We start from the raw sequence: 26102 nt of genomic DNA on the forward strand, positions 1-26102 counted from the left end.
ACCTGGTTTGACCTGTCCACAAGGAGCCACGTACCGTGGATCGGTCGGTGTTGAGCCGGCCGTTTCGTGCTGCGCTCCCTGCGGGACCACCTCTGGTTCTCCGACGGTGTGCAGGATGCACCAACGGGCAGATCCGAATCAGTGGATTTGTCGACAAATTTGTGTTCTCGAGTAACCGGAGTCATTCCAGTGAGCAAGCGGACGTTCCAGCCGAACAACCGTCGTCGGCACAAGAAGCACGGCTTCCGTCTTCGGATGCGCACCCGCGCGGGTCGCGCGATCATCGCCGCCCGCCGTGGCAAGGGTCGTCAGCGCCTCGCGGCCTGAGCGACCCGTCGGACGGTGACCACCTCGTGTTGCCCGCGTCGAACCGGTTGCGCCGGTCCGACGACTTCCGTCGCGCCGTCCGGTCCGGTCGGCGCGCGGCGCGACGCGCGGTGGTCCTGCATGTGCTGGCGCAGGCCGACACAGGCGATGCTGTCGGCCCGGCGCGCGTCGGGTTCGTTGTGAACAAGGCGGTGGGCAACGCGGTTCTGCGGAACCGGGTCCACCGCCGTCTGCGTGCGGTCCTGGCGACGCGGTTGCCTGATCTGCCGGCCGGCAGCCTGACTGTCGTCCGCGCTCTCCCGTCGTCCGCCACGGCGTCGTACGACGAGTTGGCGGCCGACGTCGACGGCGCCCTGGGCCGGGTGCTGCGGCCATGATGCGGATCAATCCCGTGCGGAGCGGGATCATCGGTTTCCTGAAGTTGTACCGGCTGCTGATCAGCCCGCTGTACGGGCAGGTCTGCAGGTTCTACCCGAGTTGTTCGGCGTATGCCTTGGAAGCGGTCGAACGCCACGGTGCGGTGCGCGGTAGCTGGCTGGCGATGAGGCGACTCATCCGCTGCCACCCGTGGAACCCCGGAGGCTACGACCCCGTTCCTCCCAGAGATGTCGACCAGCGCGGAGAGTCTTTCTCCGCCAACCAGCCCGGACCGTCGGCCGACGCCGGGCCTGCGCAGCGAGGTGTGTGAGTGACTCTTCTGGCCATCCCCGGACTCGCGGTGTGGGACGGGATCGTAGACCTGTTCAACACGGTGATGACCCCGCTCTACTGGGCCGTGTCGGCGCTGCTCGTCGGCTGGCACTGGCTGTTCAGCCAGGTGCTCGACCCGAACAGCGGCTGGGCGTGGGCGCTGTCCATCGTCGGTCTGACGGTCACCATCCGGACGCTGCTGATCCCGCTGTTCGTCCGGCAGATCCGTTCGAGCCGGAACATGCAGCTGCTGCAGCCGAAGATGAAGGAGCTGCAGAAGAAGTACGGCCATGACCGGGAGAAGCTCGGTCAGGAAATGATGAAGCTGTACAAGGAGACCGGGACCAACCCGTTCTCCTCGTGCCTGCCGCTGCTGCTGCAGTCGCCGATCTTCCTGGCGCTGTTCCGGGTGCTCGACTACGCGGCGAACGGCAAGGCGCACAGCGCGATCATGGAGCCGTACGTCTACTCGCTGCAGCACGCGAAGATCTTCGGCGCGGAGATCTCGCAGACCTTCCTGAAGGCCAGTGGTCCCGGCGCCAACAACGTCAAGGTCGTCGCGATCGTCCTCATCATCTTGATGACGACGACGATGTTCATCACTCAGCTGCAGCTGATGCGGAAGAACATGCCGAAGGAGGCCCTGACCGGCCAGGCCGCGCAGATGCAGAAGATCATGCTGTACGTCTTCCCGATCTTCTTCCTCATCGGTGGCTTCAACTTCCCGATCGGTGTGCTGATCTACTGGTTCGTCTCCAACGTGTGGACGATGGGTCAGCAGTTCTACGTGATCCGCCGCAACCCCGCTCCGGGCACCCCGGCGTACGACGCGATGCAGGCCCGCAAGCGCGAGCACAATCTGCGCCACGGCCGTGCCGCCGACGAGGGTGTCCCGGGTGCCGTCGGCACCGTGACCGAGACCGAGACGACGGACCGTCGTCCCGCGCAGCGCCAGCAGCCGAAGCGGCAGTCGCGCAGTGACCGGAAGACCGGCGGACCGGCGGCCGGCGGTGCGGCCGCCTCGAACAACGGACAGCCGTCCGCGAGCGCGCCGCAGGACACGGCGCCGAAGCAGGACGCACCCAAGAAGACTCAGGCCGCAGCTGCCAAGAAGCAGCCGGCCGGCAAGAAGGGCACCGGAGCCAAGCGCCAGCCCGCGGCGAAGTCGGCCGCGCAGAAGAAGGCGGCGCAGAAGCGCTCCGGCGGTTCGCGCTGACCCGGCGCACCCCTCATTGCCCCGAGCCCCGGGTCCCCGTGAGGCGGATCCCGACACTGTGAAGGAGTGGCCGTGACCGACGGCATGCAGAACACCGACACGGCGGAGCAGTCCGCCGGCACGAACTCCGCCGAGGACCGCCTGAAGGCCCTCGAGGCCGAGAGCGATATCGCGGCGGACTACCTCGAGGAACTGCTCGACATCGCCGATCTCGACGGCGACATCGACATGGACATCGACGGGGACCGGGCCGCGGTCTCGATCGTCGGCGCCGAGCTGAACAATCTCGTCGGTGAGAACGGCAAGGTCCTGGAGGCGCTCCAGGAGCTGACCCGGCTCGCGGTGTACCGGGAGACCGGTGAGCGGTCGCGGTTGATGCTCGACGTGTCGAACTACCGGGCGAACCGCAAGGCGGAGCTCGAGGAGGTCGGCCGCAAGGCTGTCGAGGAGGCGAAGGCGACCGGTACCCCGGTGCGGCTGGACCCGATGACGCCGTTCGAGCGCAAGGTCGTGCACGACGTCGTCGCGGCCGCCGGCCTGACCTCGGAGTCCGAGGGCGAGGAGCCCCGCCGCCGCGTGGTGGTTCAGCCATGACAGCGCACCGATGACCGAACACGTTTCACGTGAAACACCGCCGCTCGTGGACAAGCTGTTTCCACGGGCGGCGGTCCGGCTTTCGGCGTACGCCGAGTTGCTGGCGACCGAGGGCACGCTGCGCGGCCTGATCGGGCCGCGGGAGGTTCCGCGGCTGTGGGACCGCCACCTGCTGAACTGCGCCGTGGTCGAGCGGCTGATCCCGGAGGGCGCGTCGGTGGCCGACGTAGGCACCGGCGCCGGCCTGCCCGGCATCGTGCTCGCGATCGTCCGCCCCGACCTTCAGGTGGATCTCGTCGAGCCCTTGCTCCGGCGCACGACCTTCCTCCAGGAGGCGGTCGACTCCCTGGAGCTCACCAACGCCACGGTCGTCAGGGCACGGGCCGAGGATCTGCCGCAGGCCTCGTACGACGTCGTCACCTCGCGGGCGGTCGCTCCGCTCGGGAAGCTGGCCCGCTGGTGTCTGCCGCTCTGTGTCGAGGGCGGACTGATGCTGGCCATGAAAGGGGCGTCCGCAGAGGAGGAACTGGACGCCTCAGAACGCGAGTTGATGAAGCTCGGCGCAGAGGTTTGTCATATTCACGAACTTGGCGGCGATGAACTGGCCAACCCCACGACTGTGGTGAGTATTGTGGCCGGACGTGCTGCAGGGGGATCCCGGCACGCAAGACACGGGAGGTGAGCGGGTTGGTGAGTCGTGCCCTCGGATGGCCCGAGAAGAGCACCGGTGAGCCAGGGGCGTCCCAGGGGATCGGCTGGCCGACCGAACCGGACTCCGCCGTCCGTGTGGTGACTCAGGAACCCGCTCCCAACTCGTCGGCCGCGCCGGCACCCCCTGTCCAGACCTCCTCGAGTTCGGCGGCCGAGCAGCCGTACCTCGCGCCGCCGATCGACACCTCGCGACTCCAGGCCGCTGCCGCGGCCGGTCTCGGCGGTCCGGCGGCCGACGACCAGGTGTCTGTTTCACGTGGAACGCCTGAGATGCGGGATGATGGTCCCGGGCCCGATTCGGCGTCACTGGTGGACGTCGAGCCGGACCTCTCGGAGTCTCCACCGCCTGTGGATGACCACCGCATGAAACTGCCCCCGCACACGGGAATTCGTCCACAGAAGCCTGTGGACGGAGCTGGGGGCAGACCCGCCCCGACCCCTACAGACATCCTCTTCGGGCCAAGTCCCGCACCTATTGGAATGGGCGCTATGACTGCCGCACAGATCGCCGCGCGGGCCACGTCGGACGAGCTTCAGCGACGACTCCTGGAGACTCCGATCGCCGCCGCCACCGAACGGACCCTGCTGGTGAATGAAGGACGCACGATGGGCCGCGAGTTCCCGCTGCCTGCCGAGACCCGAGTCTTCGTCGTCGCCAACCAGAAGGGTGGCGTGGGCAAGACCACGACGACGGTGAACGTCGCGGCCGGCCTCGCCCTCTACGGCGCGAAGATCCTCGTCATCGACCTCGACCCACAGGGCAACGCGTCGACGGCCCTCGGTATCGACCACGCCGAAGGTACGCCGGGTGTGTACGAGGCGATCATCGAAGGCGAGCCGCTGAGCAAGCTGATCCAGCCGTGCGCCGAACACCCCGGCATCCAGGTGATCCCGGCGACCATCGACCTGGCCGGCGCCGAGATCGAACTCGTCAGCCTGGTGGCCCGGGAGAGCCGGCTGAAGAGTGTGCTCGAGGCCTACCTGACCGAGACCGAGACCGCGGGGGAGAAGTACGACTACGTCTTCATCGACTGCCCGCCGTCGCTCGGCCTGCTGACGGTGAACGCCCTGACCGCCGCCCGCGAGGTCCTGGTCCCGATCCAGAGCGAGTACTACGCACTCGAAGGTCTGTCGCAGCTGCTGCGGCACATCGACATGGTGAAGTCGCACCTCAACCCGTCGCTGGACGTGTCGACGATCCTGCTGACCATGTACGACGCCCGGACGAAGCTGGCCGGCGAGGTCGCGGCCGAGGTCCGCGGCCACTTCAAGGACGCCGTCCTGCGCACGGCCGTGCCGCGGTCGGTGCGGATCTCGGAGGCCCCGAGCCACGGGCAGACCGTGCTCGCGTACGACCCGGCGTCGGCCGGTGCGCTCTCGTACCTGGAGGCGTCGCGCGAGATCGCGATGCGGAACAACGCCTGAGCCAGGCGCAGCGGCGTGGCAGTGTTTCACGTGGAACGGACCGGCTCGTTTCACGTGAAACGGGACACGCAGGCTGCAGTGACGGCCGCGGTCGTCGGTCAGCGTTGTGATTAGGTCAGCAGCAGTAGCTCAGCAGGCAGTCGAACTCGAGGGAGCGCGATGAACACCCGACTCGGACGCGGACTTGGCGCACTGATCCCCAGCTCGCCGGCGCCTGGCACCACCACCCTCGGCAGCAAGTCGAACTCGATCCCGGGGGCACCGCCGGTCGCGACGCCGACCGCGCCGCAGAGTGCGCAGGAGCCGGAGTTGGCCGCGGTGCCGGGGGCGTCGTTCGCGGAGATCGAGGTCGACAAGATCACGCCGAACCCGAAGCAGCCGCGGACGGTCTTCGACGAGGACGCGATGGAGGAGCTCGTCCACTCGGTCAAGGAGATCGGGCTGCTGCAACCGATTGTCGTCCGCCGGCTGGAGGACGACACGTACGAACTCGTCATGGGGGAGCGTCGCTGGCGCGCGACGCAGGCCGCCGGCCTGACGACGATCCCGGCGATCGTGCGGGAGACGTCGGACGACGCGATGCTCCGGGACGCCCTGCTGGAGAACCTGCACCGCAGCCAGCTGAACCCGCTGGAAGAGGCGGCGGCGTACCAGCAGATGCTCGACGACTTCGGCTGCACGCAGGAGGTTCTCGCGACGCGGATCGGGCGGTCGCGGCCGCAGATCTCCAACACGCTGCGGCTGCTGAAGCTGCCGGCATCCGTTCAGCGCCGCGTCGCGGCAGGAGTGCTGTCGGCCGGCCACGCGCGGGCGCTGCTCGGTCTGCCCAGCGGTGACGCGATCGAGCGGCTCGCGCAGCGGATCGTCGCCGAAGGGCTCTCGGTGCGGACGGTCGAGGAGATCGTCGCGCTCGGGGACATGCACGGCGACGACACGGCCGCGCCGCGCCGTCGGAACAAGCCGGTCGCACCGCGGCTGGTCGACCTCGCCGATCGGCTGTCGGACCGCTTCGAGACGCGGGTGAAGGTCGACCTCGGAAAGACCAAGGGCAAGATCACCGTCGAGTTCGCCTCCCTGGACGACCTCGAGCGCATCGTCACGCTGATGGACCCGAACAAGGCCACCGAGGCCTGACGCCGACCGGTCGCATCGACGCCCGCCGAAATTGTCGGTGGGCGTTGGTATTTCTAGGGGTCTCTCGAGCCCCAGGAGGCCCAGGTGCAGAACCGACCGCGCGTTGTGGTCAGCGTAGGAGCAAGTGCCGACGGGAAGGTCGCGCTCGCCCGGGATGCCCTCTTGATGCGTGAGCCCAGCTCGCGGCTGTGGGAGGCGATGACTCCACCGGCGCCGGACTCGGTCGCGATCGACGTCGTCGAACTGGTCAGGCAGCAGTACGGCTGTAACGCCGTTCTGGAGGGGAGCGGCAGCCTGGTCACCGAGGACGAGACGCCCGGCGGGCTGCCGACGTACGACGGTGATCCGGCCGGGCTCTACCGCCACTTCCTCCCGGCCGACGTGATCGGACAGCCGTCGCCTCCGCACATGTGGTTCACGGTGGTCGACAGTCGCGGACGGGTGCGGTGGACCGAGAAGCACGAAGGCTGGGATGTGCTGGTTCTGGTGGCGCGATCGACGCCGGCGGACTATCTGGCGTACCTCCGGCGGGAGCGCATCTGCTATCTAGTCGCCGGCGAGGAGCGGGTCGACCTGGCGCAGGCGATCGCCGCGATGGGAGCCGAGCTGGGCATCAGTTGCGTGTTGTCGATGGCAGGCGGCGGGTTGAACGGCACGCTGTTGCGAGCGGATCTGATCGACGAGCTGCACCTGACCGTGGCGCCCGCTCTGGTCGGTGGGCTGGGCACGCCGTCGATCATGGACGGCGCTCCGCTCGCGATCGGCGAGGCTCCGACCCGGCTGCAGTTGCTCTCGATGCGAGCGGATGCCGGCGGCAGCGTTCGGCTCCATTACGCTGTCCTGCGGACCTGAAATGGCCGCTATCCTGCGGCGTCGAGCCCAGAAATCACACGGATGTAAGTCCGGCGAGGCGGCTTAGGATCGCGCTGACAGAGCTAGTTAACGGCGCGAACTGTCGAGATTCATCACCACAGAGACATGTCGACAAATCCATGTCGCCGCCTCCCGCGAATGTTTCATGTGAAACATCGACGACTAGCGACCGAGAAGCTCGTGCGACGTCTTCCGCTCGGCATAGAACGAGAGGAACGGGATGGTGCCGGCGACCGCCATCAGGACCAGCCGGGGGAAAGACCAGCGGACCCGGCGGAACAGGTCGAACGTGCCGAGGAGGTACACGACGTACAGGAAGCCGTGCAGCGGGCCGATCACGTTCATCGCGCCGGGGTCGTCGGCCAGGTACTTCAGCGGCATCGCCACGAACAGCAGCAGAAGCAGCATCACGCCGACCACGTACGCGATCACGCGGTAGCGCATCAGGGCACCGCGGACGGCCGGGGTGAGCGGCTGCGGGCCGGCGGCGGAAGTGGCAGGGTCGGCAGAGGAAGTCACGCTGAAACGGTACCGCTTGACTCCACAGGCTCCCCGGCCTGGTCGCCCGTCCCGGACTCCGGCGGCGTGCGGTGCGCATCCAGCACCATCCGGGCCCACATCCACAGCGTGAACGCCGCGAAGATCCACCACTGCACGGCGTACGCCACGTTTCGCAGGCCGGCGTGATCCGTCGGCGGTGGGGGCGGCACGACAGCAGCCGGCGCCGGTGACGGTGCGGTGCCCGCGTCGACAGCGGTCTGTACGACGAACGCGTCGTACACCCGGTACTTCACCAGGTGCACGATCGTCGGGATCCGCAGCGACGACAGCACTCGACCCTTGGCGGCGTCGGCCGACGAGTCCTCGGCCTCGGAGGCCACCACCGAGCCGGTCAACCGCACCGGACCGGCAGGCGCCTGCGCGGCCGCGTCGGTCACGACAGGCACCCAGCCGCGGACGACCATCACAGCGCCGGAGCCGGGGAGCATGAGGGGCGAAACCACCCAGAAGCCGTTCTTGCCGTCCTGGGCGCGATCCGCGATGAACACCTGATCAGCGGCCGGCCCCCAGGTGCCCTCGATGGTGACGCGCCGACCGACGGCCTTCGACGGCAGGCCCTCGTCGATGGAGAAGAGTGACTGCAGGGCGACCGGCGGAGCGGCAGCGCGCTGAGCGGTCGCGTCCGCCGTCTTCGACTGGTACACGCTCAATTGCCACACACCCATGGCGGTCATGACACCAGCGAGCGCCAAAGCGAGCACCAGGAGACCGGACCACTGCGGCGTCAGCACGGTCCGCCACAGCGGCCGAGCGGGCTCCGAAGAGCGGGGGTCTGGCATTGCTACGTCCGGCGCTCAGCGGGCTGCTGCGGTGGCAAGCAGATCGCGGCAGAGAACGCCGAGCTCGATCCCGGCCGCCTCGGCGGCCAGCGGGACCAGCGACGTCTCGGTCATCCCCGGTGCCACGTTCACCTCGAGGAACCACGGCACGCCGGCCGCGTCGACCACGAGGTCGGTCCTGGACAGATCGCGCAGTCCCAGCGCCTGGTGCGCCTGGACGGCGGCCGCGGCACACGCACCTGCGGCCTCGGGCTCCAACCGAGCAGGTACGACGAACTGCGTCGCGCCTGCGGTGTACCGGGCCTCGTAGTCGTAGAACCCCGAATCCGGTCGGATCTCGACCGCAGGCAGCGCCCGCGGCCCGTCGCCGGTGTCGACGACCGTGACGGCCACCTCGGTCCCGTCGACATACTGCTCGATCAACGCGACCGGACCGTAGGCGTAGCAGTTCACCATCGCCGACGGCAGCTCGTCGACCGAGCGCACGATCGAAGCCCCCAGCGCCGAACCGCCCCGGGCCGGCTTCACGACGAGCGGCAGCCCGACCTGCTGGATCACTGCCTCCATCAGCGCCGCGGCGCCGAGCTCGCGGAACGTGTCGTGCCCGAGCACGACCGAGGCAGGCGTGTGCAGTCCGGCGGCGCCGACGACCGTCGCGGCAACCGGCTTGTCGAACGCCGTGCGGCACGCGGCCGCGTCGGCCCCGACGTACGGAACGCCGTACAGGTCGAGGACCTGGCGGAGGGCGCCGTCCTCGCCGGTGACGCCGTGCAGGACAGGGAAGACCGCGTCCGGGGGATCGTCGCGCAGCCGGTCGACCAGCGAGGCGTCGACGTCGCGCTGTTCGACCTCGACGCCGACACTGCGCAGCGCGTCCGCCACTCGGCGGCCGGATCGCAGCGAGACGTCCCGCTCGTGCGACAGCCCACCTGCCAGTACCAGCACCCGACCCAGATCACTCATCACAAATATCCCGATCACTCGTGGGCGACTCCGGCACGGCCGCCGGTCCCGAGGCCCACTCGAACGGTACCCCTACCGGTTCCCGCACCCCCGGCCGCCCGCAGCTCCCTTGCGCAACCTTTGCGAAGCAGAGCCACGAAAAACTACGAAAGCTCCGGACCCGGAGCGTCGTACTCGCGGCCGGCGCCGGGTGGCAGCGGGCCGAACGTCTGGCGGAGCTCGAGCTCCTCGTGGATCACCGCGGCGAGCCGGCCGACTCCCTCGGTGATCCGCTCCGGTGTCGGATGACAGTACGACAGCCGCATGCACTGGGAGCCGAAACCGTCGGAGAAGAAGGCCGTTCCGGGCACGTAGGCGACGCGTGCGGTGACCGCCCGGGGCAGCATCGCCTTCGCGTCCAGCCCGTCCGGCAACGTCAGCCAGACGTAGAACCCGCCCCGCGGCCGCGTCCAGGTGGTTGCCGCTGGCATCTTTTCGGCCAGCGCCGCGAGCATCGCGTCCCGGCGCTCGCGGTACATCTCCCGGAACTGCTTCACCTGCCCCATCCAGTCGTGCCGGACCAGGTACGACGAGATGGCCAGCTGGCTGAAGGTCGGCGGGCACAGGGTCGCGGACTCCTGTGCCAGCACGAGTTTCTCGCGGACGGCGTGCGGCGCGACCGCCCAGCCGACCCGGAAGCCGGGGGCGAACGTCTTCGAGAAGGAGCCGAGGTAGATGACCCCTTCCCGGTCCGCGGCGCGCAACGCCTGCTGCGGCTCACCTTCGAATCCGAGCAGTCCGTACGGGTTGTCCTCGAGGATCAGCAGCTGGGCCCGCTGGCAGATCTCCAGCACCCGCGCCCGCCGCTCGTCGGACAGCGAGACCCCGGCGGGGTTGTGGAAGTTCGGGATCGTGTAGAAGAACTTGATCCGCTTGCCGGCCGCCCGGACCGACGCGATCGCCTGCTCCAGCGCCTCCGGCAGCACGCCGTCGTCGTCCATCGCGACATGGACGACCTCGCACTGGTACGCGCGGAACACGCCGAGCGCGCCGACGTACGACGGCGCCTCGCAGATCACCACGTCGCCCGGATCGCAGAAGACCCGGGTCACCAGGTCGACGGCCTGCTGGCTGCCGACCGTGACGACGACGTCGTCGGGATGCGCCTCGATGCCCTCCAGCCGCATGATGTCGCAGATCTGGTCGCGCAGCGCGGGGTCACCCTGGCCGGAGCCGTACTGCATCGCGGTGGCGCCGCTCTCGATCACCAGGTCGCGGACCGCGCCGCCGACCACGTCGAGCGGCAGGCCGCCGATGTTCGGCATACCGCCCGCGAGCGAGACCACCTCGGGGCGGCTGGCGACCGAGAACAGCGCCCGGATCTCCGATGCGGTCATGCCCTTCGTCCGGGCTGCGTACGCCTCGACGTAGTTGTCGAGACGGGTCTGCCGGACATCGGGCACGTCAGCACTCACGAGGGCCACTCCAACGGTGATCGAGGGGGAAGTCACCAGGTTACGTCGACAGACCCAGGTCGGGACTGGGGATCGGCGTGACCTCTCACTACCATGCCTTATAGGGGCAGGTTCGACCATGCCGGAATCTGGCTGCTGAGACAGCCGGCGGGCGCGGTGCGGCCTGAGAGGTGGAACCGGAAGGCGGAATCAGGGATGAGCGTGGGCAGGACAGCCGGATGGGCGCTCGGCGGCCTGGCGCTGGGCGTACTGGCCGGGTTCGCCGGCGAGCTGTTCCGGCGGCAACCGGCCGCGAGGGTGCAACAGCGGTACGTCGCCCCGGAGGCGACCCGCACGCCGGACGCGCGGACCCCGGCCCCGGTCCCCGAACCGGCGTCCGAACCGGTCACCCGCTGACGGATGGTGACGAAGCCAACAGCACGTAGCGCTGAACGGATGCACTGATGGCCCGACGGCTGGAACCGCTGACGCTCGCCAACCTCGGCGAGTTACCGGTCCCGTGCCGTGACTGCGTGTTCTGGGAGCTCGATCCGGTGGCGGCGCGGCAGGCCGACCGCAACGGCGCCACCGGGCTGGAGAAGGAGGCCTGGCTGTCCCAGGTGCTGCTGGACTGGGGGACCGCCGGCATCGTGCTGTACGTCGACGACGAGCCGGCCGGCTTCGCGGTGTACGCCCCGGCGACGTACCTGCCCCGGATCCAGGCGTTCCCGACGGCACCTGTCAGCCCGGACGCGGTCGTCCTCGCGACCGGCCGGATCCTGCCGCGGTACCTGGGACTCGGGCTCGGCAAGATCCTCGTCCAGGCGGTCGCCAAGGACGTACTGAAGCGAGGTTTCCGCGCGGTCGAGGCGTTCGGCGACTCGCGCTGGGACGGGCCGGGCTGCGTATGGCCGACCGACTTCCTGCGTGCGGTCGGGTTCGGGGTGGTGCGCGAGCACCCGCGCAATCCCCGCCTGCGGCTGGACCTGCGCTCGGCGATCACCTGGCGCAGTGAGATGGAGGCCGCCGTCGAGCGTCTGATGGGCGCCATCCGTCCGGAGCAGTCGCCGGCGGCGCCGGTGACGGTTCGCGACGCGCTGCGGTCGGGTTCGGAGTAGCCGATGATGTGGCGTGTGCTCGGCGACGTGATGTTCGTCCTGCACGCCGCCTTCCTGCTGTTCTTCGTGTTCGGCGGCTTCCTGGCCTGGAAGTGGCCGAGGCTGATCTGGGCGCATCTCGCGATCGTGGTCTGGAGTTTCGCCATCGTGATCGTGGACTACGACTGCCCGTTCACCGGCGTGGAGAAGTACTTCCGCCGCCGGGGCGGCGAGGTCCCCTACGAGAGCGGCTACATCAACCACTACCTCGACGGGCACATCTGGCCGGAGGGGGCGACGCCGATCGCGGAGAAGGTCGGCTTCGCGCTCGTCGTGATCAGCTACATCGGCTTCTTCGTCATTCGGCGGCGCCGCCGCGCCAAGCTCAGGGGTGAGTCAGTGGGACCCCGGACGTGAGCCAGGGACGCGCTCCGCATACTGGAGAGGTGCCCATCGACGACTACCTCGCGGCCCTGAGCAAGGAGCTTTGGGGCCCCCGGCGCCGCAAGGCGGACCTGCTGGCTGAGGCGCGCGATCACCTCACCGACGCCGCCGAGGCCTTCGAGGCGGATGGGATGGACAGGTACGACGCCGAGCAGCACGCGGTCGCCGACTTCGGATCGCTCGACGAGGTCGCGCCGGGGTACCGCGCGGATCTCGCCGTCAGTCAGAGCCGGCGTACGGCGGTGCTGCTGTTCGCGGCGCTGATCATCCAGCCCATCGTGTGGCGGGAAGGCGTCTGGAGCTGGAACAGCGGACCGGACGATCCCAACCCGCTGAACGACCTGCTGCAGGCGCTGGTCCGCGACGTCGGCACGATCGCCATCGCCGGCGCCGTCCTCGCAGTCGTTGCCGCTGGCATCGGCTTGCGGTATCCGCTGGTCCGGGACCACCTGGCCGGCGTCACCACGGTCTTCGCGCTCGCGAACGCGGCGGCGATCGGCGCGATCAGCCTGCTGATGGCGCTGACCAGCCCGCATCAGAACGGCCTGCTCGACCTCGGCGTGGTCTGCGGCTTCGTCGTGCTGCCGCTGCTCCTGGTCGCCCAGCAGGCCACGCGCGGCCTACGCCTCGCCCGGGCGTAGCACCCCTTCCACCACCGCCCGGAAGGTCACCCACTCCTGCTTGCCGGCGGCAAGCATCTTCGCACCCGCACCGGTGAGCTGGTAGGTCCGACGTTTGCGGCCGCCGACCGTGCTCCACTCGCTGGCCAGGTAGCCGGCCCGCTCCAGGCGACGCAGCGCCGGGTAGAGCGTGCCGGTCGGCAGGTCGAGCTCGCCGCCGCTGCGCTCCAGCAACGCCTCCATGATCGCGTAGCCGTGCAGCGGTTCGTGCTCGACGACCGCCAGGATCATCGGGTCGAGGTGTCCACGCAGCGCATCCGCCTTCATGTAGCCAGTCTACTCATGTGTCTGTTAATGTCGAGAGGCGACATGTAGCCGATCTACTTATTAGGGACCTGCGATGAGTGTGGACACCCCGATCCGACCAGCGACCCGGCCCGGTGTGCTGCACCGGGTTTCCGGATGGGCGATGCGGCACGCCGGCCTGGCACTCGTGCTCTGGGTGCTCGCGCTGGCCGCGGTCACCGCCGCGTCGACCGTGGTCGGCGCGAACTTCAAGAACGACAACTCCCTGCCGGGCACCGACTCCCAGCGGGTGACGGACATCTTCGCGGCGCACCAGCCCCAGGGCGACACCGCGAGCGTGCAGCTCGTGTTCCGGGCCGAGGGCGGTCTCGCGGCGGAGAAGTCCAGGGTCGCGTCGATGCTGGCCACGGTGCGCGACCTGCCGCACGTCGCCTCGGTCACCGATCCGTTCACGGCGCCGGGCGCACTGTCGACAGATCGACGTACGGCGTACGCCACGGTCGGGCTGGACGTCGCCGCCGCGGACATGCCGGTGGCGGACGTCCGGACGATCATCCACCGCGCACAGGACTTCGCCCGGCCGGGATTCCAGGTCGAGGCCGGCGGCGATCTGGCCCGGAACGCCGCCGAGAGTTCGGGCGGCGCGTCCGAGGGCGCGGGCATCCTGGCCGCGCTGGTGATCCTCGTGTTCCTGTTCGGGTCGTTGCTGGCGGCAACGCTTCCGCTGCTGACCGCCGTGTTCGCGGTCGGCAGCACGGTCGCGTTGCTGATGCTCGCGTCGCATTTCTTCACCGTGCCGGAGTACACGACGCCGGTGATGATGCTGGTCGGGCTCGGCGTCGGCATCGACTACGCGTTGCTGATCTTCTCGCGCTATCGGCACGAGCTGTTGAAGGGCACGGCCGACCCGAAGGCCGTCGCCCTGGACACTGCAGGCCGTTCGGTGATGTTCGCCGGGTGCACGGTGGTGATCGCGTTGCTCGGCCTGCTGGCGCTGGGGCTCGGCTCACTGCAGGGTGTCGCACTCGGTGTCACGTTGACCGTCCTGATGACGATGCTCGCGGCGGTGACCTTGCTGCCGTCGTTGCTGACACTGTTCGGGAAGCGGATCGAGCGGAGCGTGCGCAAGCATGCCGCGAAGCAGCGGCGTACGCCGGGCGACGGGTGGCGACGGCTGGCCGGAGTGGTACAGCGCGGGCCGTGGGTGCCGTTGGTGCTCGGCATCGTCGCGTTGGTGGCGCTGTCGCTGCCCGCGCTCGGCATGCGGCTCGGGTTCGCGGATGCGGGCACGGACGATCCGGCCAAGACCAGCCGGAAGGCGTACGACCTGCTGGCGGACGGATTCGGACCCGGTTTCAACGGCCCGCTCGTCGTGGTCTCGCAGGGCGACTCGGCCGCGGCGCAGGCGCTGGGCCAGACCTTGGCCGCCGATCCAGGGGTCGCCGCGGTGACACCGCCGCAACTGACGCCGGACGGCAAGATCGCGACCGTGCTGGCGTTCCCGAAGTCGGCTCCGCAGGACGCGGCGACGAGCGACCTCGTCGAGCGGTTGCGGGACGACACGTTGCCGGCGCTGGAGGGGCGGACCGGAGCGACGTACCTGATCGGCGGGTCGACGGCGGCCGCGGACGACTTCGCGGCGGCGGTGAGCAAGCGGCTGCCGATCTTCGTGCTGGTCGTCGTCGGGTTGTCGGCGCTGCTGCTGATGGCGGTGTTCCGGTCGGTGCTGATCCCGCTGAAGGCCGCCGTCCTCAACCTGCTGAGCATCGGCGCCTCGCTGGGTGCCATCACCCTGGTGTTCCAGCAAGGCTGGTTCGGTGCGCAGGCCGGGCCGATCGAGGCGTTCGTACCGGTGATGATCTTCGCGATCGTGTTCGGCCTGTCGATGGACTACGAGGTGTTCCTGGTCTCCCGGATCCACGAGGAGTGGCGGCGGACCGGCGACGCCCGGGTGGCGGTCCGCGAGGGGCTGGCGACGACAGGCAGCGTGATCACCGCGGCGGCCGCGATCATGATCGTGGTGTTCGGCGCCTTCCTGCTCAGCCCGGACCGGATGCTCAAGCAGTTCGGTCTCGGCCTGGCCACCGCGGTGCTGCTCGACGCCGTGCTGATCCGCTGCGTCATCGTCCCCGCGGTCCTGCGCCTGCTCGGCAACCGCGCCTGGTGGCTGCCGAGCGGGCTCGACCGGATCCTCCCGAGGATCAAGCTCGAGGATCACTCGTAGCGCCGTCGGGCGTATTGGTGTCGAAGGTGGCCAGCCCCAAAGACTTCCATGCCTCGAGGAGGCGCTTGTCGCCGGACGCGACGACGAGATCGGCGTCCTCCAGCTGTTCGGCGGAAGCGCAGTGGACGGCGTCGTACCCGCGCAGCGCGAGAAGGTCCGCGAGTTCTGCCGCGCGCTGGATCAATGCCTCGTCAAGCTCGGTGATCTCGAGTTGCGGCCAGAATTGGTCCAGCAGTCGGCGACACGACGAGTATGCGTGGTCGTCGAGGTGCGCCATGCGATGTGCCTGTGCGAGTGCGGCCGCGGTCTCCATATAGAGCAGTCGACTCGACACCACGGCGTCCGCGTCATCCCAGAATCGCCGACAAGCCGCACTGCTCGGCTCGCTGACCAGCAGCGGTACGAAAGCCGATGTGTCGAGATAGCCGATCACCGGCGCTGCTCGTCGATGAGCTCGCCGACCAGGCCCTCGGCATGAATCGGGTCGGGCGCGGGGTGCTTCTTCTGACGGGCGGGCTGCACGCGCCCTTCGGCGCGAAGTCGCTCCAGTCGCGTCGGTTGCCCGACGGGCACAATGCGGGCGACCGGTTGCCCATGGTCTGTCACTGTCACCGTGCGTCCGGAGCGGACCTCGGCCAGGTGGCGACTGAGGTTGTCGCGCAGCTCCCGAATGCCGACGTCCATGCTGCTCTCCCTTAGGTGGCTACTTACCCCAGGAGCATTGTAGCCACTTTCTTCCGGCATACACTCGACGATCGCCGAACTGTGGTCAGACGGTGAGTTGCCCGAAGCGGAGCATCCCGGTGGCGGCGTCCTGCTCCGGCGGGAGGTACACCCGCTGGATCGCCACTACGATCGCCTCGGCGATCACGTCGCGGAACGCCGGGTCGGCCAGCCGCGCAGAGTCGTGCGGGTTCGTCACGTAGCCGATCTCGAGCCGCACCGCGGGCATCTTGGTCCGCCGCAGCAGGTCCCAGGTCTTGGCATGCGTCCGGCAGTTCAGCAGGTCGGTCCGGGCGACGATCTCGCGCTGCACCAGGCCGGCGAACTGCTCGCCCACGCTCGACGAGGCGCCGTGCAGGTCGTTGCCGTAGTAGTACGTCGCTACGCCCTGCGCCTGCGGGTTCATCGAGCCGTCGGTGTGCAGCGAGACGCAGAGGTTCGCGTCCGTCTCGTTCGCGAACGCGGCCCGGGCCAGCTCGTCCGGCCCCTGGTCGCGGCCGCGGGACAGGTACGCCCGGACGCCGGTGGCGCCGAGACGACCCTCGATCCGGGCGGCCAGGTCGTACGCGATGTCGGACTCGCGCAGGCCGAAGCCCTCCCAGCCGTAGTCGAAGCCGCCGTGGCCCGGGTCGATCACCACGGTCTTGCCGGACAGTCGCGGTCCGGCGGCGCGGACGGCCTCGCGGGCGCGCAGCGCGTCCGGGCGGCCGCCGGTCGCCATCGGGCGGATGCGCTCGAGCGCCTTGAACGTCGACGGACCGCAGGTGCCGTCCGCCGGCAGGCCCATGTTGCGCTGGAACTCGGTCACCGCACGCTGGGTGTCCGCCGCGAAGATCCCGTCGATCCGGGCGACCGCGAACCCGAGCTCCTGCAGCTTGGCCTGCAGGCTCAGGACGTCGTCACCGCTCAACGGGTGCGACGGCACGTACGTCAGCAGCCGGTCGCCCAGCCGCCAGCGCGCGTCGTCGATCGCCCGGTAGGTCTGCGGGCCGACGACACCGTCGATCATCAGCCCGCGTTGCTGCTGGAAGCCCCGGACGGCGTGCGCGGTCGCTTCGTCGTAGACGTCGTGACCGCCGGTCAGCAGCCCGAGCCGCTGCAGCTTGCCGACGATCTCGGCGACCGCCTCGCCGCTGTCGCCGATCCTGTACACGCCGTGGGGGGCTTCCATCAACTGGCTCCTCTTACCGTGGCGGACGGGGTTGTCCTGCTTCTCAGCCAGTGAAGTCGGCCAGCTCCTTGAGCAGCGCCGCCTTCGGCTTGGCGCCGACGATGGACTTGGCCAGCTCACCGTTGACGTAGACGTTGATGGTAGGGATACCGGTGACGCGGTAGTTGCTCGGGGTGACCGGGTTCTCGTCGACGTTCATCTTCAGGAACGTGATCTTGTCGCCGTGGTCCTGGTTCAGCTCTTCCAGGATGGGGGATACCTGGCGGCACGGGCCACACCACTCGGCCCAGAAGTCGACCAGAACCGGCTTGTCGCTCTTCAGCACCGTCTGGTCGAACTCGGCGTCGGTGACAGCGTTCATCTTCTCGCCCACGGGCGTATCTCCTTCAGTGAGGTGTGAGGTTCAGGTCAGACAGAGACGGGCTGGGTGGCCGCGGCGGCGGCCGCGGTGGCCGCGTCCTCGAGAGTGGCCAGGAAGCGCTCGGCGTCCAGGGCGGCCGCACAGCCGGTGCCGGCGGCGGTGATCGCCTGCCGGTAGGTGTGGTCCACCAGGTCGCCGGCCGCGAACACGCCCGGCAGGTTGGTCTCGGTGCTGTTCGGCTTGACCAGCACGTAGCCCTCCGCGTCCAGGTCGACCTGGCCCTTCACCAGCTCCGACCGCGGGTCGTGGCCGATCGCGATGAACAGGCCGGTGGCCGGCAGCTCCCGGGTCTCGCCGGTCACGGTGTCCTTCAGCGTCAGGTGCGTGAGCTTGTCCTCGCCGTGGATCGTGTCGACGGCCGAGTTCCAGTGGAACTGGATCTTGTCGTTGGCGTACGCCCGGTCGGCCATGATCTTCGAGGCGCGCAGCTCGTCGCGGCGGTGCACCAGGTGCACCTTCTTCGCGAACTTGGTCAGGAAGGTGGCCTCCTCGACGGCGGAGTCGCCGCCGCCGACAACCGCGATCTCGTGGTCGCGGAAGAAGAAGCCGTCACAGGTCGCACACCAGGACACGCCGTGACCGGACATCCGGTCCTCGTCGGCCAGCCCCAGCTTGCGGTAGCCCGAACCCATCGCCAGGATGACGGCCTTGGCGCGGTGCTCGGTGCCTGCCGAGTCGGTGACCACCTTGACGTCGCCGGTCAGGTCGACCTTGATCACGTCGTCCGGCACCAGCTCGGCGCCGAACCGCTCGGCCTGCGTGCGCATCTCGTCCATCAGCGCCGGGCCCATGATGCCCTGCGAGAAACCGGGGAAGTTCTCCACCTCGGTGGTGTTCATCAGCGCGCCGCCGGCGGTGACGGAACCCTCGAAGACCAGCGGCTCCAGCGCCGCGCGCGCGGCGTACACGGCGGCGGTGTAACCGGCCGGGCCGGAGCCGACGATGATGACGTTGCGAACTGTGGTGGAGTCGCTCATGCAGGCGTTCCTCGTGTCGTCGAGACAGTGACGTCGTACTCAACGGATCCTAGAGGCCGACCATTCCCACGGTACCCATCGCGGGGCCGGGGCACCGCATCGACGGGCGGTCGTGGACTCAGCGGTTGCGCAGCGTCACCGTGGTCTCGTAGAACGAGCTGGGCGAGCCGCCCGGGACGCTACATCCGGCGACCGCGAACACCTGGATCTGGCTCGGCTGTGCCCCCTGCAGGCCGATGATCGTGGCCCGCTTGCCGTCCACCTTGGCGGGCTGGACGAGCCGGACGTCCGAATTCGGGCGGGAGGCCGCGAACGACCGTGCGCACGACTGCTCGTCGGCCGATCCGTGCAGGATCGCGCTCGGGGTGTGGTCGAGCCAGCGCTTCGTCGACGGACCGATGTCCTTCGAGCTGACCGCGACGGTGTCGGCCGGCGGAGTGTTCGGGTCCGCGGAGGCGGCGCCGTCGTTCGCCTGGTCCTTGGTGGCGAACACCACACCGACGCCGAGCGCGGCGATCAGCACCACGCCCGCCGCGGCGCCGAGCAGCTTCGGCAGGTGCCGGCGCGGCTCCTCGCGGATCTGCGCCAGCGAGTGCACGCCGACCGTGGACGCGCGCAGCACCGACTCGGACACGATCACCGCGTCCAGGTGCTCGGCGACGTCGGTCGGCATCGGAATGTCGGCGCGCCCCTCCTCGGCCAGGTCCCTGGTCAGCTCCAGGAGGGCGTCGTACGTCTGCTGGCACTCGGGGCAGGCCTTCACATGCTCACGAGCGCGGTGCGCCTCGGTCGCGGGCAGCAGGTTCTCGATCAGGTCGGCGATCGTGTCCGTGTCCAGGTGCTCGAGGTGCTCACTGGTCGGTAGACCGGGGTCGGTCATCGGGGGCTCGCCTCCTCACGGGAGGTGCGCAGCCGTAGCCACAGGGTCATAGGAAGAACTCCGTCAAAGGCGTCGGTCGTCCGGTCGCCAGAGGCAGGCGACTTCGCTTCGACGGGGGACCCGGTCATTCGGTTCCCACCGCTTCCGCGGCGGACTTGTCCGGTACGTCGGACTCCCGGGTCGTCTGCCAATGACGCAGCAGCGGGAGCAGCTTGGCGCGACCGCGGGCGCAGCGCGACTTGACCGTGCCGGGGGCGCAGTCGAGGATCGCGGCCGCCTCCTCGATCGAGTAGCCCTCCATGTCGACCAGGACCAGCGCGGCGCGCTGGTCCTCGTTGATCTGCTTCAGTGCGTTCAGCACGTCCAGCCGGCGCTCCCGCACCTCGGCCGGATCGTCCTCGGCCGGCCCGGCCAGCTCGGCGGCGCGGTCCTCGTCCTCGGGCAGCGGGTCGGCGGCGCGCACCTGACGGCGGCGGATCCGGTCCAGACAGGCGTTCACCACGATCCGGTGCAGCCAGGTGGTCACCTTCGCGTCCCCGCGGAACGAGTCCGCCCGCCGGAACGCCGAGATGAACGCCTCCTGCAGCGCGTCCGCCGCCTCCTCGGGCTCGCCGAGGGTGCGGATCGCGACCGCCCACATCCGGTCCCGGTGCCGCTTGACCAGGAACCCGAACGAGTCCGGGTTGCCGGCCACGTGCATCCGGAGCAGCTCGTGGTCGTCCAGTTGGTCGTAGCTCACCGGACCGCCGGCCGCGGCAGGCTGCACCGCGCCCTGCGCCGCCGGATCGCCCGCGCCGATGCGCGGGACGTCCGGCCGGGGCGGCGGGTTGCCCGAGTCCACGTGAGCGGTCATTTCTGGATCGTGACCTCCGAGATCGTGCCCCGGTACTTGCCGCCGTCTTCCTTCGGCAGCTTCGTCAGCCAGACGAGCACGTACTGCGTCTCGGTCGGTGCCGAGGGGGTAAGGGTCACCGTACCCTCCGGCTGGTCCTCCTGGTCGGCGACCGGCTTCCAGCCGTCGACCGTGCTCGGCGCCGCGCCGTCGGCGCTCTTCGGCACGAGCAGTTGGACGCTGGTGCCGTCGCCCTGCAGCGCGACCTGGACCTTCGACACGCTGGTGGGCGAGCCGAGGTCGTAGTAGATACCGACGCCGGGCTTCTGGCCGCCGAGGTTCGCCCGGCTGTACGACATCGTCGTCCAGGTCGTGGACGCCTTGCCGTCGTAGGTGTTCTTCACGTCCTCGGAGTGCTCGTTGCCGTTGCCGGCCGGCTCCGGGTCGAAGTCCTTGGCGCCGACGATCTTCGCCACGCCGCCGGTCGACGACGGAGTGGTGCTGGTCTGCGGCGGGGCACTGCTCTTGGTCCCGCCGCCGTCACCGCTGCCCTGGTCGTTGTTCATCGCGCCCTTGAGCAGGAACTGGGCCATCGCGACCACCGACAGCAACGCGAGGATCGCGAGCAGGATCAGGATTCGGCCGCCCCACGAGCCCTTCGGCTTCGGCTCGTCGTGGCGGCGCCGGCCGTTCCCGTTCGACGGCGGGGGTGGCTGGCGGCGCACCGGACGCGTCTCGGCCGCCGGGTTGTACGCCGGTTGCGGCGCGCCGTACCCGTTCTGCTCGGCGTCGTACGACGGCTGCGGTGTCGGGTCGAGCGCGGGCGGCGGGGGCTGCGGCACCACCTGGGTGGCGTCGTCGATGCTGCCGTTCTGACGGGCGACCTGGACCGTCTCGTCCATCTGGTTCGGCGGCTCGTGCGAGCTGCCGACGACACCGGACAGCGCCGCGGACAGGCCGGCCGCGCTGGTGATCGGCGGCGCGTGGTGCCGCGGCGGGTCACCGAGCAGGCGGTCGCTGATGTCGTCCAGCGAGCGCGGCACGCCGGCGCGCACCTGGCGCGGGCTCAGCAGCCGGCCGTGCTCGACCGGCGCGGGCTGGAGGCCCCAGGCGGGAGCCGGGCCCGGCCAGCGGCCGGTCAGCGAGGCGTAGAGCAGCTCGCCGAGCGAGTGGACGTCCTCCTCCGGTGAACCGGCGCCGGACGACCGCAGCGCCGCCTCGGTGGAGACGCCGATGACCTTGATCGCGCCCGCGTCGGTGACGACGACGGTGGCCGGGCTGATCGCGCCGTGCGCGTAGCCGGTGCGGTGCAGGTTCTCGAGGGCCTCGGACACCTCGCGGGCCAGCCACCCGGCCTGCTGCCCGGTGAGCGGGCCGCTGCTGAGCATCCGCTCCAGCGACCGGCCGCCGGCCCACTCGCGCACGCAGTACGTCACGCCGTCGTGCATGTCGCAGTCGAGCACCCGCAGGAACCGCGGGTCGTTCGCCGCGGCGGCCCGGCGGGCGGCGTCGAAGAGCAGGTTGGTCCGCGGGTCACCGACCGGCAGGACGTCGACGACGACCGCGCGGCTGAGCACCTCGTCGACGGCACGCCAGACTCGGGCGCCGTCGATCTCCGCGAGCAGCTCGGCGATCCGGTACCGCCCGGCCAGGAGGGCACCAGGACTCACGGTCTGGTTCGACACGGTGTCTCTCGCCCTCCTTGATGCCCAGCGGCCTGATCGCAGGGCCCATCGTAGTGCCCCGCTGACCGGACAGGTGGTGCACTAACGCACAAGCGGTCCGGATCAGCGCCGGATCGGCAGCTTCGATGTGACCATGGACACCACGTCGTTCACTTCGTGGATACGGAGTACCCGGGCCACCGCGGCGTACACCGGCAGCATCACGACCGCCGCGATCGCCAGCTCGAGGATCGCGCCGAGCGGGCCGGACCAGTCGATCGCCAGACCGAGCACCCAGAGCACGACCCGTCCCGCGCCGGCGCCGGCCACCGCGGCGATCACCATCGCGAGCAGCGGCAGCCCGATCCCGGCGCCCGGGACCCGCGGCACCTTGCGGCGCAGCACCGGGCGGGAGATCAGTACGGCGACCAGGTACGCCAGGGCGTACGCCGCGCCGAGGACGACACCGCTGAACCGGAGGTGCGCCTGGTCGAGCAGCACCCGGACCCCGATCACGGCCGCCGCGATGTTGGCCGCAGCGATCGCGCACTGCAGGAAGAACGGCGTCCGGGTGTCCTCGAAGGCGTAGAAGGTGCGGAGCTGGAAGTACTGAATGGTGAACGGCACGATGCCGAGCGCCAGTGTCATCAGCGTGTACGACATCAGCGTCAGGTTGTTCTTGCCCGAGCCGTAGCCGGCGATGATCGTCACGATCGGGTACGCGAACGCGATCATCGCGGCCGCCGCCGGTACGACGATCGCCAGCGTCTGCCGGATCGACCGGGCGGACAACTGCGCCACCTCGGCCGTGTCGCCGTCGGCCGCGAGCGCGGACATTTGCGGCAAGGCCGCGGTGGCGAGTGACACAGTGACGATGCCGTGCGGGACCAGGATGATCAGCATCGCGGTGCTGTACGCGAACAGACCGGCCTTGGCGCCTGGGTCGCCTGAGGCGCTACCGGCGATCGCGAGCCGGGTGACGACGACCAGGGTCACCTGGTTGACCGCCACGAACAGCACCGTCCAGATGCCCAATCGGGCAGTGTGTCCCAGACCGGTACCGCGGAGGCCGAACTTGGGCCGGTAGAAGTGCCCGCTGGCCCGCAGATACGGCAGCAGCACCAGGAGCTGGACGGCGATGCCGACCGTGTGTCCGAGACCGAGCAGCAGCTCCTCGCCGTGGCTGTACGTCGGGGGATTGTCGCCGACCCGGTAGACGAACAGGAAGATCACGATCGAGGCGCACGCGACGATGTTGTTCGCGATCGGCGCCCACATCATCGGACCGAACCGGCGGCGCGCGTTCAGCACCTGCCCGACCAGGACGAACGCGCCGTAGAAGAAGATCTGCGGCAGGCACAGCCGGACGAACATGATCATGTTCGCCTTCTCGGTCGCCCGGGACGGGTCGTGCAGCTCCTCCGGCATGTACAACTCGGCGATCGCCGGCGCCGCCAGCACACAGGCGACCGTGACGACCGCGAGCACGACGAAGCCGAAGGTCAGCAACCGGTTGGTGAAATCCTGGCCGCCGTCGGCGTGGTTCTTGATCGCGCGCACCAACTGCGGGACCAGGACGGTGTTGAACACGCCGCCGGCGAGCAGGATGTACAGGCTGTTCGGGATGGTGTTCGCGGCGGTGAAGATGTCGCCGCGCAGCGCGGTGCCGATGGCGGCCGCGAGCAGGGCGATCCGGACGAATCCGAGCAGGCGGGACAGCACCGTTCCGGCTGCCATCACCGCCGCGGAGCGCAGGGTGCGGTCAGCCATCCTTCGAACCGACTCCTTCTTTCAGGGACGCGTCCGGAGCTTCGGCGACGCCGTTCGTCCCGGGGCGATCGTGGGCGGGATCAGGGGTGTCGGTCGTCTCGGTCGTCTCCGCTGCGTCGGCGGCGCCGGCCAAGGTGCCGGCCGTGGTGCTCGCGGCGGCCGTGGTGCGGCGCTCGGTGCGGACCCGGCGGTAGATGCGGACGAACGACGTACCGAACAGCAGGGCGCAGGCCGCGCCGACCAGGATCCAACCGACGCTGCCGTACTGGCTGGCCTGGATCAGCAGCTCCTGGGACTTGCCCACCGGCTTGCCGGCCGCGTTCGTTACCTGCGCGTTCGCGCGGATCAGACCGTTCTGCTCCGCGCTCGCGTTGATTCGCGGCGTCCACTTCTGACCGGGACCGAGCACGACGGTCTGCGGCGTCCTGATCTTCAGGTCGGACCGGTTCACCGAGGTGACCACGATGCCGACCCGGACCGACCAGTCGGTCTCGTTGGTGATCGTCAGCGGGAACGTCCCCTTGCTCCCGGCCAGATTGACCTTGATCTCCTTGCGCAGCCCGCGGTCGACGCTCGCGTTCACCAGATGCACCTTGCCCAGCTGCTGGTTGGCGGAGCCGAGCTCGATCGCGGTGAAGTGCCGCGCCTCGTCCGGGTGACCGTTCCAGCCGGAGGACGTGGACCGCAGCAGCGCCTGCGTCATCACCTCGGGCAGCGCGGTCCCGTCGACGAGCAGGTCCTGCATCGTCGTGGTGGCCTCGTCGAGGTCCTTGACGCTCTGCAGGTGGGACTCGGTGAGCACGCCGTTCGTCTTCGGCGCGGCCGGTGCCTTGGTCTCCTGGGGTCGCGGGTTGGCCGCCACCACGCCGGCGACGTCGGTGGCCTTGATCCAGGGCAGTGAGAGGCTGCCCGCGAGCGTGGCGGTCGCGACGCCATCACTGTCCCAGCCGCGCGGCGGCGCAACGACCACCGACGCGGTGCTCTTGCCGGCGGCCGCGATCAGCGCGGTGACGGCCGCGAACCGCTGCCGCACCTGGAGCGGGCTCTCGGCGGTCTCCGGGTCGGGGCCGCCGGCCGTGAGGGACGAGTCGGCGATCACCGTGCGCTCCGCGCGATGCGTACCGCCCGGTGTGAGGACGTTGTACACGGGGCTGGTGGTCAGCACCGGGCGGGTGGCAGCAGACCACGAGGAGCTGCTGACCAGGTTCAGGTCGTCGGGCGTGGAGCCCGGGAACCCGCCGGCCGCGGCAGCCAGGTAGCGGCTCGCGGCGCCGCCGCCTTCGAGCCAGAGGCCGTTGGTGAATCCGGGGGCCAGCTCGCCGCCGGACCGTTCGGTCTTCGTCCGGGCCTGGGCGACCAGCTTCTTCAGCGGGTCGCCGGAGTCCACGAGGCCGGGCACGTCCGGGTCGCCGTACGGCAGCAGCACGATCTGGTTGCCGCGGGCCCGGCCGGCCTCGAACTCCTTGAGCCACGCGGTCGCGACCGCCTTGCCGGTGCCGGGCGTGGTCTGCCCGTTCTCGCCGACCACCACGTACTCCGTGGTCATCTGCCGGATCTCGTCGAGCATGGCCGGGTCGACCAGCCAGGTCACCTTGTGCTGCCGGCCGAGCGCGAGCAGCCGGCCGAGCGATCCGGACGGAGCCAGAGACTGGGCCAGCGACTCGTTGGCGAAGTTCTTGCCGCCGAGCTGGGTCGGGCGGTGCCGCAGCGGTACGACGAGCGCGGTGTTGACCGATCGGGTCAGCGGCTCCCGGCCGAGCACCGGCATCAGGGTGCGGGCCCGGCCGGCCATCACCCGCTCGCCGCTCGGCGGCTTCCCGCGGAACGTGACGCCAACGACGTACACGCCGGTGTGGTCGTTGATCCGCCATTCCTTCCACGGCACCGTCAAGGTGAACTCGACCGTCTGCTTCGGCGCCAGTGCTTGCTCGAACGGCTGGAAGGTCTGCTCGTCGTTGGTCAGGTTGCGGCAGCTGTCCCGGTCGTTCATCGGGACGTTCTGCTCGGTGGGGATCGCGTCCAGGGCGGCGGTGCTGGCCAGCCGGGTCCGGTCGATACAGGCCAGGGCCTGCGGGTCGTCGAACGTCACCGAGCTGGTGTTCGTCACCCGGCCCTTGATCACGACCTGCTCGCCGACCTTCGGCGCGGCCGGGCCGAACGAGTCGATCGTGACCTGGACGGCCGGCTCGTCGGCGGGCGCGGCGTCGGCCGGAGCGGCCAGAGTCGCTGCCGAAGCAGCAACCAAAAGGCACGCTCCCGCTACCGCG

Annotated in this window: 28 protein-coding genes and 1 pseudogene; 14 read left to right on the forward strand and 15 right to left on the reverse strand. The window is 69.7% G+C overall.

Going from position 1 to position 26102, the window contains the following annotated elements; genetic code table 11:
- Positions 1–189 precede the first annotated feature (189 nt).
- The 9 genes and pseudogenes from rpmH to ABZX12_RS16005 all read left to right on the forward strand — a co-directional run bounded on the left by rpmH (position 190) and on the right by ABZX12_RS16005 (position 6949).
- Positions 190–327 carry a 50S ribosomal protein L34 gene (gene rpmH / locus ABZX12_RS15965; RefSeq protein ID WP_130386492.1) on the forward strand — a complete coding sequence of 46 codons (138 nt, stop codon included), beginning with the start codon at positions 190–192 and terminating at the stop codon, positions 325–327.
- 26 nt (positions 328–353) lie between these two features.
- The gene (gene rnpA / locus ABZX12_RS15970; RefSeq protein WP_355693698.1) at positions 354–704 is read left to right on the forward strand and encodes a ribonuclease P protein component; all 351 of its coding nucleotides are present in this window, start codon (positions 354–356) and stop codon (positions 702–704) included.
- On the forward strand, positions 704–1015 hold the full coding sequence (gene yidD, locus ABZX12_RS15975) for a membrane protein insertion efficiency factor YidD (protein WP_355693700.1): 312 nt from the start codon (positions 704–706) through the stop codon (positions 1013–1015). Before rnpA ends, yidD begins: the two co-directional genes overlap by 1 nt.
- Before the next feature lie 9 nt (positions 1016–1024).
- A pseudogene (yidC, locus tag ABZX12_RS15980) lies at positions 1025–2005 on the forward strand (membrane protein insertase YidC); the annotation flags it as partial.
- Positions 2006–2317: 312 nt separating this feature from the next.
- Complete coding sequence (locus tag ABZX12_RS15985; protein ID WP_355694295.1) at positions 2318–2827, forward strand: R3H domain-containing nucleic acid-binding protein; 510 nt, start codon at positions 2318–2320, stop codon at positions 2825–2827.
- Between the two features lie 10 nt (positions 2828–2837).
- Entirely contained in the window at positions 2838–3509 is a 672-nt protein-coding gene (gene rsmG / locus ABZX12_RS15990; RefSeq protein WP_355693702.1) for a 16S rRNA (guanine(527)-N(7))-methyltransferase RsmG, read from the forward strand.
- A gap of 518 nt (positions 3510–4027) precedes the next feature.
- Positions 4028–4963, forward strand: a complete 936-nt coding sequence (locus ABZX12_RS15995; RefSeq protein WP_355693704.1) for an AAA family ATPase — start codon at positions 4028–4030, stop codon at positions 4961–4963.
- Between the two features lie 159 nt (positions 4964–5122).
- Positions 5123–6097: a ParB/RepB/Spo0J family partition protein gene (locus tag ABZX12_RS16000; protein WP_355693706.1), complete on the forward strand. Its 975-nt coding sequence runs from the start codon at positions 5123–5125 to the stop codon at positions 6095–6097.
- 105 nt (positions 6098–6202) lie between these two features.
- Positions 6203–6949, forward strand: coding sequence for a dihydrofolate reductase family protein (locus tag ABZX12_RS16005; protein ID WP_355694297.1), 747 nt, complete (start codon positions 6203–6205; stop codon positions 6947–6949).
- Positions 6950–7132: 183 nt separating this feature from the next.
- Here ABZX12_RS16005 and ABZX12_RS16010 read toward each other — a convergent pair whose 3' ends face one another.
- The 4 genes from ABZX12_RS16010 to ABZX12_RS16025 all read right to left on the reverse strand — a co-directional run bounded on the left by ABZX12_RS16010 (position 7133) and on the right by ABZX12_RS16025 (position 10727).
- A complete protein-coding gene (locus ABZX12_RS16010; protein ID WP_355693708.1) occupies positions 7133–7489 on the reverse strand; it encodes a DUF3817 domain-containing protein in 357 nt (118 codons plus the stop codon).
- Positions 7486–8310 (reverse strand): SURF1 family protein, encoded by an 825-nt coding sequence (locus ABZX12_RS16015; protein WP_355693710.1) that lies wholly within the window; start codon positions 8308–8310, stop codon positions 7486–7488. Before ABZX12_RS16015 ends, ABZX12_RS16010 begins: the two co-directional genes overlap by 4 nt.
- Before the next feature lie 15 nt (positions 8311–8325).
- Positions 8326–9273 carry a D-alanine--D-alanine ligase gene (locus ABZX12_RS16020; protein WP_355693712.1) on the reverse strand — a complete coding sequence of 316 codons (948 nt, stop codon included), beginning with the start codon at positions 9271–9273 and terminating at the stop codon, positions 8326–8328.
- A gap of 143 nt (positions 9274–9416) precedes the next feature.
- Positions 9417–10727, reverse strand: coding sequence for a PLP-dependent aminotransferase family protein (locus ABZX12_RS16025; RefSeq protein WP_355693714.1), 1311 nt, complete (start codon positions 10725–10727; stop codon positions 9417–9419).
- Positions 10728–10922: 195 nt separating this feature from the next.
- Between ABZX12_RS16025 and ABZX12_RS16030 the strand changes: the two genes are divergently transcribed.
- The 4 genes from ABZX12_RS16030 to ABZX12_RS16045 are packed head-to-tail and all read left to right on the forward strand — an operon-like array spanning position 10923 to position 12888.
- The gene (locus ABZX12_RS16030) at positions 10923–11123 is read left to right on the forward strand and encodes a hypothetical protein (RefSeq protein WP_355693715.1); all 201 of its coding nucleotides are present in this window, start codon (positions 10923–10925) and stop codon (positions 11121–11123) included.
- Between the two features lie 47 nt (positions 11124–11170).
- Positions 11171–11824: a GNAT family N-acetyltransferase gene (locus ABZX12_RS16035; protein ID WP_355693717.1), complete on the forward strand. Its 654-nt coding sequence runs from the start codon at positions 11171–11173 to the stop codon at positions 11822–11824.
- A 3-nt stretch (positions 11825–11827) separates the two neighbouring features.
- Positions 11828–12220 carry a DUF2784 domain-containing protein gene (locus tag ABZX12_RS16040; protein ID WP_355693719.1) on the forward strand — a complete coding sequence of 131 codons (393 nt, stop codon included), beginning with the start codon at positions 11828–11830 and terminating at the stop codon, positions 12218–12220.
- 29 nt (positions 12221–12249) lie between these two features.
- The gene (locus tag ABZX12_RS16045; protein ID WP_355693721.1) at positions 12250–12888 is read left to right on the forward strand and encodes a permease prefix domain 1-containing protein; all 639 of its coding nucleotides are present in this window, start codon (positions 12250–12252) and stop codon (positions 12886–12888) included.
- Here ABZX12_RS16045 and ABZX12_RS16050 read toward each other — a convergent pair.
- Complete coding sequence (locus ABZX12_RS16050) at positions 12868–13194, reverse strand: helix-turn-helix transcriptional regulator (protein ID WP_355693722.1); 327 nt, start codon at positions 13192–13194, stop codon at positions 12868–12870. The two genes, ABZX12_RS16045 and ABZX12_RS16050, sit on opposite strands and share 21 nt — an antisense overlap.
- Before the next feature lie 73 nt (positions 13195–13267).
- Between ABZX12_RS16050 and ABZX12_RS16055 the strand changes: the two genes are divergently transcribed.
- Entirely contained in the window at positions 13268–15397 is a 2130-nt protein-coding gene (locus ABZX12_RS16055) for an MMPL family transporter (RefSeq protein ID WP_355693724.1), read from the forward strand.
- On the opposite strand, the gene ABZX12_RS16060 is transcribed toward ABZX12_RS16055, so the two are convergent.
- The 10 genes from ABZX12_RS16060 to ABZX12_RS16105 all read right to left on the reverse strand — a co-directional run bounded on the left by ABZX12_RS16060 (position 15375) and on the right by ABZX12_RS16105 (position 26080).
- Complete coding sequence (locus ABZX12_RS16060; protein WP_355693726.1) at positions 15375–15830, reverse strand: type II toxin-antitoxin system VapC family toxin; 456 nt, start codon at positions 15828–15830, stop codon at positions 15375–15377. The genes ABZX12_RS16055 and ABZX12_RS16060 overlap by 23 nt on opposite strands.
- Positions 15827–16081 (reverse strand): type II toxin-antitoxin system prevent-host-death family antitoxin, encoded by a 255-nt coding sequence (locus tag ABZX12_RS16065; protein WP_355693727.1) that lies wholly within the window; start codon positions 16079–16081, stop codon positions 15827–15829. Before ABZX12_RS16065 ends, ABZX12_RS16060 begins: the two co-directional genes overlap by 4 nt.
- Before the next feature lie 85 nt (positions 16082–16166).
- A complete protein-coding gene (locus ABZX12_RS16070) occupies positions 16167–17291 on the reverse strand; it encodes an N-acetylmuramoyl-L-alanine amidase (RefSeq protein WP_355693729.1) in 1125 nt (374 codons plus the stop codon).
- 43 nt (positions 17292–17334) lie between these two features.
- A complete protein-coding gene (gene trxA, locus ABZX12_RS16075; protein WP_355475881.1) occupies positions 17335–17652 on the reverse strand; it encodes a thioredoxin in 318 nt (105 codons plus the stop codon).
- 47 nt (positions 17653–17699) lie between these two features.
- Positions 17700–18689, reverse strand: coding sequence for a thioredoxin-disulfide reductase (gene trxB, locus ABZX12_RS16080; RefSeq protein ID WP_355693730.1), 990 nt, complete (start codon positions 18687–18689; stop codon positions 17700–17702).
- Positions 18690–18807: 118 nt separating this feature from the next.
- Entirely contained in the window at positions 18808–19569 is a 762-nt protein-coding gene (locus tag ABZX12_RS16085) for a hypothetical protein (protein WP_355693732.1), read from the reverse strand.
- Between the two features lie 124 nt (positions 19570–19693).
- Positions 19694–20422, reverse strand: a complete 729-nt coding sequence (gene sigM, locus ABZX12_RS16090) for an RNA polymerase sigma factor SigM (RefSeq protein WP_355693734.1) — start codon at positions 20420–20422, stop codon at positions 19694–19696.
- Entirely contained in the window at positions 20419–22086 is a 1668-nt protein-coding gene (locus ABZX12_RS16095; RefSeq protein ID WP_355693735.1) for a protein kinase family protein, read from the reverse strand. The genes sigM and ABZX12_RS16095 overlap by 4 nt, the downstream gene beginning before the upstream one ends.
- A 102-nt stretch (positions 22087–22188) precedes the next feature.
- Positions 22189–23835 (reverse strand): murein biosynthesis integral membrane protein MurJ, encoded by a 1647-nt coding sequence (gene murJ / locus ABZX12_RS16100; protein ID WP_355693737.1) that lies wholly within the window; start codon positions 23833–23835, stop codon positions 22189–22191.
- The gene (locus ABZX12_RS16105) at positions 23828–26080 is read right to left on the reverse strand and encodes a hypothetical protein (RefSeq protein ID WP_355693739.1); all 2253 of its coding nucleotides are present in this window, start codon (positions 26078–26080) and stop codon (positions 23828–23830) included. Before ABZX12_RS16105 ends, murJ begins: the two co-directional genes overlap by 8 nt.
- Positions 26081–26102 lie beyond the last annotated feature (22 nt).

The organism is Kribbella sp. NPDC003505 (assembly GCF_040610875.1).
Classification (GTDB): domain Bacteria; phylum Actinomycetota; class Actinomycetes; order Propionibacteriales; family Kribbellaceae; genus Kribbella.